The 18037-nt window shown below is 71.7% G+C and carries 16 protein-coding genes; 8 read left to right on the top strand and 8 right to left on the bottom strand.

Annotation, left to right across the window (positions count from 1 at the left end; all coding sequences use genetic code 11):
* Positions 1–11 precede the first annotated feature (11 nt).
* Complete coding sequence (gene mltG, locus AC07CM_RS16215) at positions 12–1016, bottom strand: endolytic transglycosylase MltG (RefSeq protein WP_478877030.1); 1005 nt, start codon at positions 1014–1016, stop codon at positions 12–14.
* A 68-nt stretch (positions 1017–1084) separates the two neighbouring features.
* The gene (locus AC07CM_RS16220) at positions 1085–2887 is read right to left on the bottom strand and encodes an ABC transporter ATP-binding protein (protein WP_478877031.1); all 1803 of its coding nucleotides are present in this window, start codon (positions 2885–2887) and stop codon (positions 1085–1087) included.
* Positions 2888–3002: 115 nt separating this feature from the next.
* Here AC07CM_RS16220 and AC07CM_RS16225 point away from each other — a divergent pair, with 115 nt between their 5' ends.
* Entirely contained in the window at positions 3003–3452 is a 450-nt protein-coding gene (locus AC07CM_RS16225) for a MarR family winged helix-turn-helix transcriptional regulator (protein ID WP_478877032.1), read from the top strand.
* Between the two features lie 58 nt (positions 3453–3510).
* On the opposite strand, the gene AC07CM_RS16230 is transcribed toward AC07CM_RS16225, so the two are convergent.
* Positions 3511–5145: a peptide-N4-asparagine amidase gene (locus AC07CM_RS16230; RefSeq protein WP_478877033.1), complete on the bottom strand. Its 1635-nt coding sequence runs from the start codon at positions 5143–5145 to the stop codon at positions 3511–3513.
* Between the two features lie 58 nt (positions 5146–5203).
* Entirely contained in the window at positions 5204–5938 is a 735-nt protein-coding gene (locus AC07CM_RS16235; protein ID WP_478877034.1) for a L,D-transpeptidase family protein, read from the bottom strand.
* A gap of 201 nt (positions 5939–6139) precedes the next feature.
* Here AC07CM_RS16235 and AC07CM_RS16240 point away from each other — a divergent pair, with 201 nt between their 5' ends.
* From AC07CM_RS16240 to AC07CM_RS16255, 4 genes are all read left to right on the top strand, one after another.
* Positions 6140–7966 (top strand): ABC transporter transmembrane domain-containing protein, encoded by a 1827-nt coding sequence (locus AC07CM_RS16240; protein WP_478877035.1) that lies wholly within the window; start codon positions 6140–6142, stop codon positions 7964–7966.
* Complete coding sequence (locus tag AC07CM_RS16245; protein ID WP_478877036.1) at positions 7963–9744, top strand: ABC transporter ATP-binding protein; 1782 nt, start codon at positions 7963–7965, stop codon at positions 9742–9744. Before AC07CM_RS16240 ends, AC07CM_RS16245 begins: the two co-directional genes overlap by 4 nt.
* A 369-nt stretch (positions 9745–10113) precedes the next feature.
* Positions 10114–10584, top strand: coding sequence for a DUF5709 domain-containing protein (locus tag AC07CM_RS16250; protein WP_478877037.1), 471 nt, complete (start codon positions 10114–10116; stop codon positions 10582–10584).
* A 51-nt stretch (positions 10585–10635) separates the two neighbouring features.
* Positions 10636–10899, top strand: a complete 264-nt coding sequence (locus AC07CM_RS16255) for a type B 50S ribosomal protein L31 (RefSeq protein WP_478877038.1) — start codon at positions 10636–10638, stop codon at positions 10897–10899.
* Between the two features lie 14 nt (positions 10900–10913).
* Here AC07CM_RS16255 and AC07CM_RS16260 read toward each other — a convergent pair whose 3' ends face one another.
* A complete protein-coding gene (locus AC07CM_RS16260) occupies positions 10914–11708 on the bottom strand; it encodes a metal-dependent hydrolase (RefSeq protein ID WP_478877039.1) in 795 nt (264 codons plus the stop codon).
* Positions 11709–11853: 145 nt separating this feature from the next.
* On the opposite strand from AC07CM_RS16260, the gene AC07CM_RS16265 reads away from it, so the two are divergent.
* Both AC07CM_RS16265 and AC07CM_RS16270 read left to right on the top strand, forming a co-directional pair.
* A complete protein-coding gene (locus tag AC07CM_RS16265) occupies positions 11854–14367 on the top strand; it encodes a DEAD/DEAH box helicase (protein ID WP_478877040.1) in 2514 nt (837 codons plus the stop codon).
* A 19-nt stretch (positions 14368–14386) separates the two neighbouring features.
* Entirely contained in the window at positions 14387–15253 is an 867-nt protein-coding gene (locus AC07CM_RS16270) for an acyl-CoA thioesterase (RefSeq protein WP_478877041.1), read from the top strand.
* A gap of 8 nt (positions 15254–15261) precedes the next feature.
* On the opposite strand, the gene AC07CM_RS16275 is transcribed toward AC07CM_RS16270, so the two are convergent.
* Positions 15262–16275: a DUF6397 family protein gene (locus AC07CM_RS16275; protein ID WP_478877042.1), complete on the bottom strand. Its 1014-nt coding sequence runs from the start codon at positions 16273–16275 to the stop codon at positions 15262–15264.
* 125 nt (positions 16276–16400) lie between these two features.
* Entirely contained in the window at positions 16401–16814 is a 414-nt protein-coding gene (locus AC07CM_RS16280; protein ID WP_478877043.1) for a roadblock/LC7 domain-containing protein, read from the bottom strand.
* A 93-nt stretch (positions 16815–16907) separates the two neighbouring features.
* On the opposite strand from AC07CM_RS16280, the gene AC07CM_RS16285 reads away from it, so the two are divergent.
* Entirely contained in the window at positions 16908–17336 is a 429-nt protein-coding gene (locus AC07CM_RS16285) for a PPOX class F420-dependent oxidoreductase (protein WP_478877044.1), read from the top strand.
* 3 nt (positions 17337–17339) lie between these two features.
* Here the strand turns inward: AC07CM_RS16285 and AC07CM_RS16290 are convergent, their stop codons facing one another.
* Positions 17340–17942, bottom strand: coding sequence for a GTP-binding protein (locus AC07CM_RS16290; protein ID WP_478877045.1), 603 nt, complete (start codon positions 17940–17942; stop codon positions 17340–17342).
* Positions 17943–18037: the final 95 nt, after the last annotated feature.

The following is an 18037-nucleotide window of genomic DNA, read 5'->3' on the forward strand; positions in this document are numbered from 1 at the left end:
GCCCCGCCCGGTCAGCCGATCTGCTGCGTGGCCGGGGGCTGTTCCGTGGCCGGGGACTGTTCCGTGGCCGGGGACTCTTCCGTGGCCGGCGGCGGCTGCGTGGCCGGGGACTGTTGCGCGGCGGGAGGCTGCTGCGTGGCCGGGGACTGTTGCGGCCTTCTGCTGGGGATGGGCTGCTGGGACTGGGGCGTTGCCGGGTGGAGTGCGTTGAACGCGGCCACGTTGCGCAGGTGCTCGGAGTAGTCGGCGGTGAAGCGGGTGTCGCCCGGCTTGACGGTGACGAAGTAAAGCCAGTTGCCGGCCGGCGGGTTGAGCACGGCGTGCATCGCGTCCTCGCCGGGGTTGTCGATCGGAGTGGGCGGCAGCCCCATGCGCTGGTAGGAGTTGTACGGGCTCTCCATGCGGGTGTCGGCCAGGCTGGTGTGCACGGTGTTGCGGTTGAGCGCGTAGTTGATCGTGGAGTCCATCTGCAGCGGCATGCCCTGCTGCAGCCGGTTGAAGACGACCCGGGCCACCTTCCCCATGTCGGCCTTGGAGGCGGCCTCGGCCTGGACGATGCTGGCGATGGTGACGGCCTGGTACACGTTCATCGTGTCGCGCTGCGCCCCGGCCGCGACCGGCGCCGCGTCGTATCTCTTGTTGGCGGTATCGACCATGGACCGCAGCAGCGATTCCGGGGTCGCGCCCTTCGCGACGGTGTAGGTCGCCGGGAAGAGGTAGCCCTCCGGGTTGCCCTCGGCCTCGCTCGGCAGCTTCAGGGCGACCTTGCCGAGGGACTTCCGGGTGCTGCCCGGCGCCAGCCCGAGGGCCCTGTCGACGGCGTCGTAGATCTGGCTCGCGCGCCAGCCCTCCGGGATGACCAGCGTGGGGGGCTTCGCCTCGTGGTGACCCCTCTGCAGGCTCAGCAGCGGCACCGCCACGGCGGTGCCGGCCAGGACGGCGCCGGTCAAGACGAGGAGGAGCCTGCCCCGGCGCGTCAGTCGCATCGTGCTGTGTGGCGGAGTGTTCATCTGCATGCGGGCACGGTAATACGTATATGGTCGCAAACCCGACATATCGTCAGCTTGTCGGCCGCGATTGCGCGTCAGCCCGCCGGTTCCAGCTGTGCGTCCCGGCGCACCAGGGCCGCATATCGTCCGTCCAGCTCCAGCAGCTCCTCGTGCGTGCCCCGTTCGGCGACCCGGCCGGAGTCCAGGACTACGATCTGGTCGGCACCGCGGACGGTGGACAGACGGTGGGCGATGGTGAGGGTCGTCCGGTTGGCCGACAGGGCGTCGATGGCCTTCTGCACGGCGGCCTCGGTGCGGTTGTCCAGGGCGCTGGTCGCCTCGTCGAGGATGAGGACCGGCGGGTCGCGCAGGATGGTGCGGGCTATCGCCAGGCGCTGCTTCTCGCCACCGGAGAAGCGGTGGCCCCGCTCGCCGACCACGGTGCCGTAGCCGTCGGGCAGCGCCGCTATGTGGTCGTGGATCTGGGCGGCCCGGGCCGCCGCGTGCAATTCCTCTTCGGTGGCGTCCGGCTTGGCGAAGCGCAGGTTGTCGGCGACGGAGGCGTGGAAGAGGTACGTCTCCTGCGAGACGACGCCGACCGCGCGGGCGAGGGTGTCGAAGTCGAGGTCGCGCACGTCGACGCCGTCGACGGTGACGCGTCCGCCGGTGACGTCGTAGAGCCGGGGCACCAGGTAGCCGAGCGTGGACTTACCGGCGCCGGTCGGGCCGACCACGGCCAGGCTGCCGCCGGCCGGGACGGTGACCTCGATGCCGTCGAGGACGGCGCCGCCCTTGTCGTCGTACCGGAACTCGACCTCTTCGAAGCGGACCTCGCCCTTGATCTGGTCGAGGTGGACCGGCGTCTCGCGCTCGGTGATGTCGACGGGCAGGTCCAGGTACTCGAAGATGCGCTGGAAGAGCGCGAGCGAGGTCTGGATCTGGACGCCGGTCGCCAGCAGGCTCACGGCCGGGCGGAACAGGCCCTGCTGGAGCGAGACGAAGGCGACGATCGTGCCGAGGGAGACCTGCGGGCCGCCGAGCTGGAGGGCGAGGCCGGCGGTCCAGTAGATGACGGCGGGCATCGCGGCCATGACGATCGTGATCACGGCCATGCGCCAGCGGCCGGCCATGTTCGACCTCACCTCGAGGTCGACGAGCTGTTCGGACTCCTCCGCGAAGGACGCGGTGAGCGAGTCGGAGCGGCCCATGGTGCGGCCGAGCAGGATGCCGCTGACGGACAGCGACTCGGTGACCGTGGCGGCCATGGCGGCCATCTGTTTCTGCCGCTGGGTGGTGATCTTCTTGCGCTCGTTGCCGACGCGGCGGCTGATCCACACGAAGACCGGCAGCAGGAGCAGCGAGACGACCGTGAGGCGCCAGTCGAGGGCGACCATCGCGACGATCGTGGCGACCACGCTGGTGGCGTTGGAGACCAGGGAGGTGGCGGTGGAGGTGACGGTGGCCTGCATGCCACCGATGTCGTTGGCGATGCGGGACTGCACCTCGCCGGTGCGGGTGCGGGTGAAGAAGGCGAGCGACATGCGCTGCAGACGGCCGTAGACGGCGGTGCGCAGGTCGTGCATGACGCGCTGGCCGACGGTGGTCGATATCAGCGTCTGCAGCACGCCGAAGACGCTGGAGAGGACCGCGCTGAGGATCATGCCGAGCGCGAGCAGGCTCAGCAGGCCGGTGCGGCCGTCCGGGATCGCGACGTCGAGGGTCTCCCTGAGGAGGAACGGCGTGGCCACGGAGACCAGCGAGGCGGCGCCGACGAGCAGGCCGACGATCGCGAGCCGCCCGCGGTAGGGGCGGAAGAGCTTGAGGATGCGGCGCACCTGCCGGGGCTGTTGCCCGGCGTCGGCGGGCGGGGTCCAGGAGGGTTCACGGTCGGGATGCATGGGCTCCTACGGCGGGGAACGGGGCCGGCCCCGGGAGGCGACCGACGATGACTGACGGATCGTAGCTCATTGTTACCTATACTCACAATGAACGGCATCCTGATATTGTTCCCGCATGACCAGCCCCGATCCCGACGGCCTGCTCGCCGAGCAGTTGCTGCGGCTCACCCGCCGGGTGCACCGCATCCAGAAGCGCCACCTGGAGCGCCGCGAGCTGGGCGTCACCCCGGCCCAGTCCCGGCTGCTGCGCACGCTCGCGCACTACGGCTCGCCCCCGCGCATGGCGGACCTCGCCGAGCGCCTGGAGGTGGTGCCGCGTGCGGTGACGACGCTGGTCGACGGGCTGGAGGCGAGCGGCAAGGTGCGACGGGTGCCGGACCCGGCGAACCGGCGCGTGACCCGCATCGAGCTGACGGACGAGGGCCGGGCTGCCCTGCGCGAAGTGCGCGGGGCACGCCGGTCGGCCGCCGAGGAGATCCTCGCCCCGCTGACGGAGAAGGAGCGCGAGGTGCTCGGTGTGCTGCTGGACACCCTGATCGACGGAGAGTCGGCCAACCGCTGCTGAACCGACCGCGGCCCCCGCTCCCGAGTCGGAGCGGGGGCCGCGTGCGGGTCGGCCGGGGTCAGCAGCGGTCCCGGTCCTCCGTCAGCACTCCCTGCACGGTGGTCAGCGAGTGGTCGTAGCAGCCGTTCGAACCGTGGAGGCGGTAACGCTCGCTCGACGTGCCGACCGCATGCCGCTGGTCGCGCGGGACGTTGGCCGTGTACGTGGCGTCACCGCTGTAGGTGTCGTCCAGTCGCGACCACGCGGTGCGCCGGCCGCCCTGCCGCTCCACGACCGCCGCCCGGTCGCCGAGGGTCAGCACGGTGCGCAGCCGGTCGTCCGTGCCGAGGGTCGTCGCGCCGTTCATCGTGTACGTCCGGTGGGTGTGCGTCGTCCGCGCGGGGCCCTGCCCCCACACCGCCACGGTCTCGTCGTCCGTCCAGGTCGCGTCCAGCCCGTCCGTGTTCTCGCCGTCGGTCCAGCGGTGCGCGGAGGCGTTGGCGAGCGTGCGGGTGACGGTGGTGGTCACGCGGCCGTGGGAGGTGTTCAGGTATCCGGAGACGGTGAGCCGGTGTCCGGCCCGCGTGTCGACGCGGTTCTCGGCACCGGGCGTGTAGGTCGAGGAGTTGATGATGTCGGTCGCCCTGTCCGTGGTGAGCGCGCCGGCGACCCGGGCGCGGTGCGCGTCCTGCCAGACCAGGACGTTGACGGGGGCGCTCCAGCCGGACTGCCCCGCGGGGACGCCCACGACGGAGACCTCGACACGGTGCGGGCGGCCGTCGTTCAGGAGCCCGGCGAAGGGCGTGAGGTCGTACTCGACGGGCCGGACGTCGAAGGCGCCTGGAGCCGGGACGACGTACCAGAGGAAGGGGTTGGACCAGCCACCGGTCCACACGTTCGGGAACGGTGACGCGATTCCGGCGAGTTGCCCGTCGACCTTGATCTGCACCTCGCGGTACGGACCGTGGTCGGCCTTGCAGGAGTACGACGCCGGGTCGGCGACCGTCAGGTACCAGAACTCCTCGCAGCCCCCGCCGGATCCGGTGGCGTACACCTCGGCGACGACGCGCTCGCTGTTGCGCGGGGTGGTCAGGGTCGTGCCGTCGGGCGTGTCGGCGAGGGTGAGCACGCGGTCGGGGGCGGGCGACGCGGGGCGGCCCGCGTAGAAGGTGAGGGTCACCTTGACGTCGATGACGCCGGTGTAGGTGTCGTCCACGACGTTCCCGATGAGCATCTCGACGTCCCGCGGGCCACGGAAGGTGTCGCTGTATCGGGTGACGTCCTTCTCCACGTGCCACTCGATGCCGTCCGGTGACGGCTCGGGCGTCGAGGTGCGCAGGATCTCCACCCCGCCGACGTGCAGATACCCGAGGCGGTCGTACTGACGGCCCTTCACCTTGCCGTCGAGGCGCAGGACGACCCTGCTCCAGCGGTCACCGCAGCCGCTGGGCGGTGTGTACGAGCCCCGGTAGGGGGTGAAGTCACGGAACTGGGCCTCGGCCAGGGTCACCCGGCAGGACTTGGTGTGCGGCCGGTCGACGGGCGGGGCGGCCGTCACCGGGTCGTGCCAGTCGGTGCCGAACTCGGCGGGTACGTCGGCGGCTCGGGCGGCGGCTCGCGTGCCGGCCTGCGCGGCAGCGGACCCGGTACCGAGGAGCGTGCTCGCCAGAAGGGTCGCCCCGGCGAGCATGGACATGACCATCCGTCTTCTCATGGCCGGTGTTCTACGGGGAGTCGGGCCCGCCCCGCAATGAGGCGTCACGCCATCCCTGCTAGCTCGTCAGCTCCGCCCTGTCCCCCATCACGACCACGGGCCGCCGGTCCGGGTCGAGCGTGCGCAGCAGGTATTCCATGTCCGGCCTGGACATGCTGACGCAGCCGGACGTACCACTGCCGTGGTCCATGTGCAGCCAGATGCTCCCGCCCTTGTCCTCGCCCTCGGGGCGCGTCGGATCGTTCGGCGGGGTGCCCTTGACGCGGTTGTAGTCGATGGCGATGACGTAGTCGAAGTCGTGCCAGTGCGACTTGGCCCACCAGTGCGGGGCGGCGAAGGAAGCGTCCTGGGTGTACGGCAGCTCGGCGCCCGGGTCCTTGAGCACGCCGCCCGCGTCGGTGAGCGTGAACACGCCGACGGGGCTGCGCCGGTCGCCGGAGTGGTGGTCGGTGGTCCAGCCCTTCTTGCCGTTGTGCGCCGGCCAGCTCCGGATCCGCCGCCATGCCGCCCCCTGTTTGGCGTAGAGCACGACCGTGGAGTCCGCCGAGTCCTTGCCCTGGCCGTAGACGGCCACCACCTGCCGGGAGCCGGCCGGTATCCGCCGCTGCAGGCGGGTGCCGAGACCGGGGATGCGGTGTGGGTCGCGGCTGCCGGCACCGGACCGCCCCGCCTTGGCGCCGGGTTGGGGGGCGACGCTGCCGCGCCCCTCCGTGCCACATGCGGACAGGGCCGCCAAAAGGGTTCCGAAAGCCGCCACCGCGACCGCCGCACGCCGCACACCGTAGATCCGCACGCACCCATGGTCGCATCACGTTCCGGCTGCTCCGTACGGGCCTGCGGGGCGGCCGTGCCACCCTGCGACGGCGGCTGGCCGGAACCCGGTGGATTTCGCGGACCGTCCGGGAAAACCGTTTGAAATTCACCACTCTGCGACGCGACTCTGTCACGGCTTGTCGCCGCCCCCGCCTTCCCTGACACGAGCCACTGGGACGTCATGCAGATTCAAGACCTTCCGTATTCCAACCCGGGCGTACCGGACGCCAGTTCGGGACCCCGCTTCCTGTGGTGGCTCTGGCGCAACCAGCTGGGCGGCCAGCTCAAGGCGCTGGCCTGGGGCCTGCTGCACTTCGTCGCCGTCGCCGCGCTGCCCTTCTGCGTCGGCCTCGCCGTCCAGGCCGTCATCGACCGTTCCGGCACCCACCTCGCCCTGACGGGTGGTCTGATGGCGCTGTGCGGCACGGCCATCGCGGTCGGCGACACCTTCCTGCACCGGTCCGCCGTCACCAACTGGATCACCGCCGCCGCCCGCGTCCAGCAGTTGCTCGCGCGCAAGGCGGCCCAGCTGGGGTCCGCGCTGACCCGGCGGGTCGCGGCCGGCGAGGTGGTGGCCGTCTCCACCGGAGACGTGGAGAAGATCGGCTGGTTCGTCGAGGCCGTCTCCCGTTTCACCGCCGCCGCGCTGACGGTCGTCGTGGTGTGCGTCGGCCTGGTCGTCTACCAGCCTGCCCTGGGTGTGGTCGTCGCCGTGGGTCTGCCGGTCGTGGCGCTCGCCGTGCTGCCCCTGCTGCCCCGGGCCACGCGCCGCGCCGACGTCCAGCGCGAGAAGGCGGGACGGGCCACCGAGCTGGCCTCGGACACGGTCGCCGGGCTGCGGGTGCTGCGCGGGATCGGCGGCGAGGAGCTGTTCCTGGACCGCTACCGCCGCGCCTCGCAGGAGGTACGGCACGCGGCCGTGCGCAGCGCCCGGATGTGGTCGCTGATCTCCGCGATCCAGGTGCTGCTGCCCGGACTGCTGCTCATCGCGGTCGTCTGGCACGGCATCCACCTGGCCCGCCAGGGCCGGATCACGGTCGGCGAACTCGTCACCGTCTACAGCGCGGTCATGGTCCTCAACTACCCACTGCGGCACTTCGAGGAGATCGCCATGGCGTACTCCTTCTCGCGGCCCTCGGCCCGACGGGCCGCGCGCGTGCTGTCACTCGAGCGGCCCACGGACACCGACGGCTCCCGCGACGCCGAGGTGCCGGGCGGCGACCTGTACGACCCGGCCACCGGTCTGCTCGCAGCCGCCGGCCGGCTCACCGCCGTCGTGTGCGGCGACCCGGACGCGGCCGGGCGCCTCGCCGAGCGGCTGGGCGGCCACCCCGCCGAGCCGGGCCCCTCGGTGCTGCTCGGCGGAGTCCCCCTGGACGAGCTCCCGCTCGACAGCGCCCGCACCGCCGTCCTGGTCCAGGACAAGGACCCGGTGCTGCTGTCCGGCTCGTTGCGCGAACTGCTCGACGTGCCCTCGTCCGGAGCCGTACCGGCCGCGGACGCCCTCGCGGCAGCGCAGTGCGAGGACGTGCTGGACGCCCTGGTGCAGGGGTCGCTGGACGCCGCCGACCCGATGGACGCCCGCATCACCGAGCGCGGCCGGTCCCTGTCGGGCGGCCAGCGCCAGCGGCTCGCGCTGGCCCGGTCCCTCGTGACCGACCCCGAGGTACTGGTGCTGGACGAGCCGACCTCCGCGGTCGACTCGCACACCGAGGCCCGGATCGCGGACGGGCTGCGGCGGGTGCGCTCGGGGCGGACGACGGTGGTGTTCACCTCCTCGCCGCTGCTGCTGGACCGCGCGGACCGGGTCGTCCTCGTCCACGAGGGCGAGGTCGTGGCGGTCGGCGTGCACCGCGAGCTGGTCGACGCCGAGCCGCGGTACCGGGCCGTGGTGACACGGGAGACCGACGCCGAGGCGGCCGCGGCCGCGGCGGATGTGGGCCTGGCCGCGGAGGGCGCCCTGCTGGGCGCCCTCGAGAAGCTTGAAGAGATCGAGGAGAGCGCATGATCGGCGTTGCGCCACCGGCGTACGACCCGGCGGCCCCGACGACCGCCACCACCCTGCCCGTCGGCGCGGCCGCGACCGTGCGCGCCTACGTGGCCGAACTGTTCCGCCGGCACCGCCGGGCCTTCCTGCTCCTCATCGCCGTCAACACCGTGGCCGTGGTCGCCTCCATGGTGGGTCCGTACCTGCTCGGCGGACTCGTCGAGCGGGTGTCGGACGGAGCACGGGAGCTGCGTCTGGGCCTGACGGTCGCTCTGTTCCTGCTCGCGCTCGTGGTGCAGGCCGGGTTCGTGCGGCAGGTGCGGCTGCGGGGTGCGATGCTCGGCGAGCGGATGCTGGCCGACCTGCGCGAGGACTTCCTCGTCCGCTCGGTGGGGCTGCCGCCGGGCGTGCTGGAGCGGGCGGGCACGGGCGACCTGCTCTCCCGCATCACCACCGACATCGACCGCCTCGCGAACGCCATGCGTGAGGCCGTGCCGCAGCTGGCGATCGGTGTCGTCTGGGCCCTGCTGCTGCTCGGCGGGCTCGTCGTGACGGCCCCGCCGCTGGCGGCCGCCGTGCTGCTCGCGGTACCGGTGCTGGTGTCCGGGTGCCGCTGGTACTTCAAGCGGGCGCCCTCCGGCTACCGCTCCGAGGCCGCCGGGTACGCCGCCGTCGCCGCCGCGCTCGCCGAGACGGTGGACGCGGGCCGCACCGTCGAGGCGCACCGCCTGGGCGCCCGGCGCATCGCCCTGTCGGAACGGCGGATCAAGGAGTGGACCGCCTGGGAGAGGTACACACTGTGGCTGCGGTCCGTGCTCTTCCCGGTCATCAACGCCGTCCACGTCATCGTGCTCGGCTCGGTCCTCATGGTCGGCGGCGCCTTCGTGCTGCGGGGCTGGATCGGGGTCGGCCAGCTGACGACGGGTGCGCTCGTCGCGCAGATGCTCGTCGACCCGGTGAACCTGATCCTGCGCTGGTACGACGAGGTACAGGTCGCCCAGGTGTCGCTGGCCCGGCTGGTCGGCGTCCGGGACATCGAGCCGGACGCCGGGGACGCCTCGGTGGCACCCGGCGGACGGGACGTGCACGCCGACCGGGTGCACTTCGGCTACCGCGAGGGCGTCGACGTGCTGCGCCAGGTGTCCCTGAAGGTCGCCCCGGGCACCCGGCTGGCCCTGGTCGGCCCCTCCGGCGCGGGCAAGTCCACGCTGGGCAGGCTGCTCGCCGGCATCTACGCGCCCCGGGAGGGCCACATCACCCTGGGCGGCGCGGAGCTGTCCCGGATGCCCGCCGAACGCGTCCGCTCGCACGTGGCCCTCGTCAACCAGGAGCACCACGTCTTCGTCGGCTCCCTGCGCGACAACCTGCTGCTGGCCCGCGCCGGTGCCACCGACGCCGAGCTGTGGGCGGCGCTGGGCGCGGTCGACGCGGACGGCTGGGCACGGGCACTGGACGACGGCCTGGACACCGAGGTGGGCTCCGGCGGCCTGACGCTGACCCCGGCGCAGGCCCAGCAGATCGCGCTGGCCCGGCTGGTGCTCGCCGACCCGCACACCCTGGTCCTGGACGAGGCGACCTCGCTGCTCGACCCGCGCGCGGCCCGCCACCTGGAACGTTCCCTGGCCCGGGTGCTCGACGGCCGCACGGTGGTCGCCATCGCCCACCGCCTGCACACCGCCCACGACGCGGACGTGATCGCGGTCGTGGAAAGCGGCCGCATCACCGAGCTGGGCAGCCACGACGAGCTGGTCGCGGCGGACGGGGCGTACGCGGCGCTGTGGCGGTCGTGGCACGGATGAGGCGCGGCCGGCACGGCCGGGGGCCGGGGTGTGGGGGCTCGCCTGCGCTCCGCCACGCACGGTCCCGGCCCGCCGCGGCGGCCGCTCCCGGCGCGTACGGAGGTCCGCCCGCTCGGCTGTGAGCCGCCCGGGGCGCCGGGGCGAGCCCGGGCAGGGGGCCGGGTGGCAGGCCTGGCAGCGGTGCGGGACACCGGAACACGCCCCGTGCCGTTGCGCGGTGCCGAACAGGGGTGGAAGGCTGGATAACGGCACCGGCTCGGGGATCGGCCGGGAACCGACCGGTTCCCGCCGCGTGCCCGTGTCGAGCGTGCCGGCGGCGCGCGGCCCCCCGCGGGGGCGCGAGGCCGTCCTCACCACCTGGAGGTACCCGTGGACAGCGCCGACGGATTCGGGGACGACGTATACCAGCCCGATCCCTCGGAGATCCGGGAGGACTCGGGCGTGCTCGACGTCGAGGACACGCTGGACTTCGACGGCGTCGAGGATCCGCTGGACCGCGGCTGGTCCCCTCCCGAGCGGCCGTGGGCGGTGGAGCACAACGGGGTGACGGCGCGCGAACGCCTGACCGGGGAGACACTGGACCAGCGGCTCGCCGAAGAGCTGCCCGATACCGAGGCGCCGGACGGCGACGGCATCGGCGACTGCGACAGCACCGACGGGGAACTGCTGGACAACGAGGTCGGCCACATGCGCTCCGGCCGCCTGGTCGCCCCCGACGAGGGCGCGCACGAGGACGAGGAGAGCGCCCTCGTCGCCACCGACGTCGGCATCGACGGAGCCGCGGCCTCCGCCGAGGAGGCGGCGATGCACATCGTCGACGAGGACTCCCTGTCCGGCTGACGCGGTCGGCGCCGACGTCCCCTGCCCGAACGCGCCGCGCGAGGAGCCGCCATGCAGCAGGACAAGCACCCCGAGTACCGCCCCGTGGTCTTCCGCGACCGCGCCGCCGGGTACGCCTTCCTCACCCGGTCGACCGCGAGCAGCGAGCAGACCATCGAGTGGGACGACGGGGAAACCTACCCGGTGGTCGACGTGGAGATCTCCTCCGAGAGCCACCCCTTCTACACCGGCAAGGCCCGCACGGTGGACACCGAGGGCCGCATCGCCCGCTTCGAGCGCCGGTACGGCGGGACGGAGACGGACGAGGCGATCTGACGGGGGCCAAGGGGTCAGATCATGTTGAGGGCCGCCGCGCAGCCCACCCCTCCGAGCAGCATGAACGCGGGCATCAGCACCCTCAGCTCCACCCAGCTGCCCGCCCGGAACCGCATCGCCTTCGGCGGCCCCAGCGGGTACCAGCGCTTGCGGCCCACCGGAATCGGCCAAAGGATCGGGCACCCGGAGACCGTCAGCGCGTCCCCGATGTCGTGCACCAGCGCGCCCAGCACGATCGGCAGCCCCAGCCACAGGTACTCCTGTCCCGGCGCGGTGAACAGCCAGTCGGAGCCGTTGCCCGGCTTGTCCAGGATTCCCGCGAGAATCCAGGCGCTCGTCGCGGCCAGCAGCCAGACCAGGACATCGCTGCTGGAGCCCCGGGCCGCCCGCCACAGCAGACCCTCGATCGCCAGCACCATGTGCACGAAGAGGATCGCCAGCACCGCCCAGCGCCCCCCGGCGATCGCCACGGCGGAGCTGCCTGCGCCGATGAGGACCGCCCACAGCCAGGTGTGCGTCAGCGTGCGGTGGCCGCCCGAGCGGCGCGCGTCGCCGTTCTTCCTGCTCGCCTTGTAGACGGCGTACGACAGCTTGTCCACGATCTCGCACATCCACCGCGAGATCGGTCCGAAGGCCCGCGAGATGGTGGCCGCCTTGTGGTCGAGGTCCGGGGCGAGCGCCGCGCCCGCGCAGATCAGCGCCCCGACGAGCAGGACCGGCCAGGGCATCGGGTGCCCGGCCGCTGCGGCCGCCGCTCCGACGCCGAGCCAGGCCGCGGCCCCCGACAGTGAGTGTGCTGGTCCCATCATGGCCGCTTCCCGCCCCATTCCTCGTGTGCCGCTGTCCAGTTGACCTGGTGCACCGACGTCTCGTCGGCGACACAGCGTAGCGGCCATGATCTTCGTGTCCGCAGCCGATTCCCCCCTCGGGAGGAAGGCCAGGCAAGATGGGGGCGTGACCCTCATCGATCAGCTGCCGCCGACCGCCGACCCCGACGCCCTGTACGAAGCCTTCGAGTCGTGGGCACAGGAGCGCGGTCTCACCCTCTACCCCCACCAGGAGGAGGCGCTGATCGAGGTGGTCTCCGGGGCGAACGTGATCGTCTCGACGCCCACCGGGTCCGGCAAGAGCATGATCGCGGCGGGCGCGCACTTCGCCGCGCTGGCCCGGGACGAGGTCACCTTCTACACGGCGCCGATCAAGGCGCTGGTGTCGGAGAAGTTCTTCGAGCTGTGCAAGCTCTTCGGCACCGAGAACGTCGGCATGCTCACCGGCGACGCCTCGGTGAACGCCGACGCGCCCGTGATCTGCTGCACCGCCGAGGTGCTGGCGTCCATCGCGCTGCGCGACGGGAAGGACGCCGACGTCGGCCAGGTCGTGATGGACGAGTTCCACTTCTACGCGGAGGGTGACCGGGGCTGGGCCTGGCAGATCCCGCTGCTGGAACTCCCCCAGGCGCAGTTCATTCTGATGTCGGCGACCCTGGGTGATGTGTCCTTCTTCGAGAAGGACCTCACCCGCCGCACCGGCCGCCCCACCGCGGTGGTCCGCTCGGCCACCCGTCCGGTGCCCCTCTCCTACGAGTACCAGCTCACCCCGCTCACCGAGACGCTCACCGACCTGCTGGAGAGCAAGCAGGCCCCGGTGTACATCGTGCACTTCACCCAGGCGCAGGCCGTGGAGCGCGCGCAGGCGCTGATGAGCATCAACATGTGCTCGCGCGAGGAGAAGGACCAGATCGCCGAGCTGATCGGCAACTTCCGCTTCACCACCAAGTTCGGCCGCAACCTCTCCCGTTACGTCCGGCACGGCATCGGCGTCCACCACGCCGGCATGCTGCCCAAGTACCGCCGCCTGGTGGAGAAGCTCGCCCAGGCCGGTCTGCTGAAGGTCATCTGCGGCACCGACACCCTCGGCGTGGGCGTCAACGTGCCCATTCGGACCGTGCTGTTCACCGCGCTGACCAAGTACGACGGCAGCCGGGTGCGCACGCTGCGCGCCCGCGAGTTCCACCAGATCGCGGGCCGGGCCGGCCGGGCCGGCTTCGACACGGCAGGACTCGTCGTGGCGCAGGCGCCCGAGCACGTCATCGAGAACGAGAAGGCCCTCGCCAAGGCGGGCGACGATCCGAAGAAGCGCCGCAAGGTGGTGCGCAAGAAGGCGCCGGAGGGTTTCGTCGGCTGGACGGAGAACACCTTCGAGAAGCTGATCGCGTCGGACCCCGAGCCGCTCACCTCGCGGTTCCGGGTGACGCACACGATGCTGCTGTCGGTGATCGCACGTCCCGGCAACGCCTTCGAGGCGATGCGCCACCTCCTCGAGGACAACCACGAGCCGCGCAGGCAGCAGCTCCGGCACATCCGGCGGGCGATCGCGATCTACCGCTCGCTGCTGGACGGCGGGATCGTGGAGAAGCTCGACAAGCCGGACGCCGAAGGCCGCATCGTCCGGCTCACGGTCGATCTGCAGCAGGACTTCGCGCTCAACCAGCCGCTGTCCACGTTCGCGCTCGCCGCGTTCGAACTGCTCGACCCGGAGTCGCCCTCCTACGCCCTCGACATGGTGTCCGTGGTCGAGTCCACCCTGGACGACCCGCGGCAGATCCTCGTCGCCCAGCAGAACAAGGCGCGTGGCGAGGCCGTGGCCGCGATGAAGGCCGACGGCGTCGAGTACGAGGAACGCATGGAGCGCCTCCAGGACGTCACGTACCCGAAGCCGCTGGAAGAGCTGCTCTTCCACGCGTACAACACCTACCGCAAGAGCCACCCCTGGGTCGGTGACCACCCGCTGTCCCCGAAGTCGGTGATCCGGGACATGTACGAACGGGCACTGTCCTTCACGGAACTGGTGTCCTTCTACGAGCTGGCCCGCACCGAGGGCATCGTGCTGCGCTACCTCGCCAGCGCCTACAAGACCCTCGACCACACCATCCCGGACGACCTGAAGTCCGAGGACCTGCAGGACTTGATCGAGTGGCTCGGCGAGATGGTCCGCCAGGTCGACTCCAGCCTGCTGGACGAGTGGGAGCAGCTGGCCAACCCGGAGGAGATGACCGCCGAGGAGGCCCAGGAGAAGGCCGACGAGGTCAAGCCCGTCACCGCCAACGCGCGCGCCTTCCGGGTCCTCGTCCGCAACGCGCTGTTCCGCCGCGTGGAGCTGGCCGCCCTCGACCAGGTCGGCGAACTGGGCGAGCTGGACGCCGAGTCCGGCTGGGACGCCGAGGCGTGGGGCGAGGCGATGGACAAGTACTGGGACGAGTACGACGACCTCGGCACGGGTCCCGACGCCCGCGGCCCCAAGCTGCTGGTCATCAAGGAGGAGCCGGAGAACGGCCTCTGGCGTGTCCGGCAGATCTTCGACGACCCGAACGGCGACCACGACTGGGGCATCAGCGCGGAGATCGACCTCGCGGCCTCCGACGCCGAGGGCCGGGCGGTCGTGCGCGTCACCGATGTCGGTCAGCTGTGAGCACAGGAGATTCCCAGCGATGACGAACCCGGCCGAGAGACTGGTCGACCTGCTCGACCTGGAGCAGATCGAGGTCAACATCTTCCGTGGCCGCAGCCCGCAGGAGTCCCTGCAGCGGGTCTTCGGCGGCCAGGTGGCGGGCCAGGCACTGGTCGCCGCCGGGCGCACCACGGACGGCGAGCGCCCGGTGCACTCGCTGCACGCGTACTTCCTGCGCCCGGGCCGGCCGGGCGTGCCGATCGTGTACCAGGTGGAGCGGGTCCGCGACGGGCGAACGTTCACGACGCGCCGGGTCACGGCCGTGCAGCAGGGCCGCACGATCTTCAATCTGACCGCCTCCTTTCACAAGCCTGAGGAAGGACCGTTCGAGCACCAGCTGCCGCCGGCGCGTGAGGTGCCGGACCCGGAGTCCCTGCCGACGGTGACCGAGGAGATACGCAAGCATCTGGGCGCGCTGCCTGAGCAGTTGGAGCGCATGGCGCGTCGCCAGCCCTTCGACATCCGTTACGTCGACCGGCTGCGCTGGAACGCCGAGGAGATCGAGGGTGCCGAGCCGCGCAGCGCCGTGTGGATGCGTGCTGTCGGTCCGCTCGGCGACGACCCGCTGGTGCACACGTGCGCGCTGACCTACGCCAGCGACATGACTCTCCTGGACGCTGTCCGCATCCCGATCGAACCCCTGTGGGGTCCGCGGAACTTCGACATGGCGTCGCTGGACCACGCCATGTGGTTCCACCGCCCCTTCCGCGCGGACGAGTGGTTCCTGTACGACCAGGAGTCCCCGATCGCCACCGGAGGGCGGGGTCTTGCCCGCGGGCGCATCTACGACCTGCGAGGGCGGCTGCTCGTCTCGGTCGTCCAGGAGGGCCTGTTCAGGACCCTGTAGTGGGGGGCTCAGACGCCTGCGGGCCGTGGGTTTCTGCGTCGTAGCCAGGCTCGCAGCCCGCGAGGGGTCCGCGATGCCGTCGATCGGCACGCGTGGTTTCCGGCCGGGCTCGGGGCCGCGACGGGCGCGGTGTGCGGTGCCGCCGGGCCGTCGGCGTGTGCGGTGTGGCGCTGGGCAGTGCGTACCACGGGCCGGGGACGTCGTACGGGCGGTCGCCCCGCGGTCTCGCCCTGCCGTGCGGCCGGGCGCGGGGCCGGTGCGCCGGCGCGTGCCTGTTCCACCGCGCGCGCCAGCTCGCTGCGCAACCAGCCGATCTCGTCCGCGTCCTGGGCCGTCATGAGCTCCTCGGCGAGAAGGGACGAGGCCGATCCCGGCGCTCCGTGGTCGGGCGGAGCCGGCCGGAAGCGGTTCAGCCGGGCACGCTCGTACGGATCCCTGACGACGTCCGCGACGTCGACGAGGGGGAGGAAGGCCGCCAGGGTGCCGGCGCGCGCCCAAGGGTCCTCGGCGGTGCGCAGCAGGAATCCGAGATGCCGTCCCCGCCAGTTGCGGGTTCGCAGGTCCACCCCTGCCGCCAGTTGGCCGCGGAGGGTCTCGGGCGTACGGCCCTTGAGCAGATGGGCGTTCTCGCTGCCGGCCGCGAACTGCCGTAGTTCCTCGGCCAGATAGAGCCAGACCACGGCTCGGTAGCGGTTGAGATAGAAGCGCACCGGCACCAGGAGGCCCAGGCGGGCGAGCCGGGTGAACCGGCCGGCGGGGATCTTCATGAGCGCGGCTCCCTCGGCCGTGCCCACGACGTGCACGCGCTCGCGGAGGGCTTCCGGGAAGCCGGGCTGGGAGCGCAGCCGGTCGATCTCGTCCCGCTCGATCCGGGGTCCTCCGCCACCGTCGTCGGGCACGGTACGGATGCGCCCGAGGTGGACGGCGAGTTCGAACTCGCTGCGCTTGAGACCCAGTTCGCGAGCCGCCCGGCTCGGTGCGCAGGTGACGGAGCGGGATGGAACGAACGTGCTGCCCGACATGGTCGTACTCCCCCGTGGAGCGTGTGGCTCACGCCCTGTGCGTTCGCCGTGCACACACCGTAGCCGGTTCGGCGCAGTCCGTGGCAAGCCTGTGGATAACTCTGCGGGCACGCGGAACACGCAGGTCAGAGGTCGGTCAGGGGTGTCCGTTCGGGTCGTCGGGCATCCACCCCGAGGTGTTCGCCGACGCGGTTGACGAGCAAGGTCATCTCGTAGGCGATCTGGCCGATGTCGGCCTCCGCACCGCTGAGCACGCACAGGCAGCTGCCGGTGCCGGCGGCGGTCACGAACAGCACGGCGTCGTCGTACTCGATCATCGTCTGACGCACCGTGCCCGCGCCGAAGTGGCGTCCCGAACCCTTGGCCAGGCTGTGCAGCCCGGACGCGACGGCGGCCAGGTGCTCGGCGTCCTCCCGGCGAAGGCCCGTGCTCGCTCCGGTGACCAGCCCGTCGTTGGACAGGACCAGCGCGTGCCGCACATGGTCCACCCGCTCGGTCAGATCGTCCAGGAGCCAGCCGAGTCCCTGGTTCTGCGCCATGTCTCCGTCTCCCCGTGTGACGTCTCCCCCTGGCCGGAGGATCTGTTGGCCAGCCTTCCCCACGACCGGCGTCCGGGCAAGCAGGATGGGCGTATGGCACAGAAGATGACCGATGAGGAATGGCGGGCGTTCGTCTCGTACGGGACCCGAACCGGCAAGCTGTCCACCGTCAGCGCCGATGGGAGCCCGCATGTGGCCCCGATCTGGTACCTGCTGGACGGGGACGAACTGGTCTTCAACACCGGCAAGGAGACCGTGAAAGGGCGCAATCTCGCCCGTGACGGACGTGTCGCCCTGTGCGTGGACGACGACCGGCCCCCGTTCCACTTCGTGGTGCTGAGCGGTCGCGCCCGGCTGTCGGAGGAACTGGACGAGGTGCGCCTGTGGGCCACCCGCATCGCCGCCCGGTACATGGGCGAGGAGCGCGCGGAGGAGTACGGGGCCCGCAACGGCGTCCCGGGCGAGCTGCTCGTCCGGGTCACCGTGGACAAAGTGGTGGCGGTCAAGGACCTGGCCGCCTGAGGCTCAGCCCACCGAGTCGAGGAGCCGGGCGGTGTGCATCCGCCCGGCGTACTCGACGAGTCGGATCAGCACCTCCTTGCCCGAGTCCCGGTCCCGCGCGTCGCAAAGGACCACCGGAGTGCCCCGGTCCAGATCGAGGGCCCGGGAGACGTCGTGGGCGCCGTAGCCGCGCGCTCCGGCGAAGCAGTTGACGGCCACCACGAACGGGATGCGCCGGTGCTCGAAATAGTCGACCGCCGGGAAGCAGTCCTCCAGCCGGCGGGTGTCGGCGAGGACCACGGCGCCGAGGGCCCCCTGGGAGAGTTCGTCCCACAGGAACCAGAAGCGGTCCTGGCCCGGTGTGCCGAAGAGGTACAGCGAGAGGCCGGAGCGGATGGTGATGCGCCCGAAGTCCATCGCGACGGTCGTGGTGACCTTCTGGTCCACGCCGTCGGTGTCGTCCACCAACTGGCCCGCTTCGCTGAGCAGTTCCTCGGTGCGCAGCGGGCGAATCTCGCTGACGGCCCCGACGAGGGTCGTCTTGCCGACACCGAAACCGCCGGCGACGAGTATCTTCAGCGCCAGGGCGGAGATGTCGCCGGCGGCGTCGGGGTGCTCGGAGACCATGATCACTTCTCTCGGGAGGGCCGGCTGCGGTTGGTGTCGAGGTACTCGGAACGGGAAGTCAGCATCATGACAACTGCGGCAGATCTCCGGGAAAA

Source organism: Streptomyces sp. NPDC044061 (assembly GCF_056434305.1).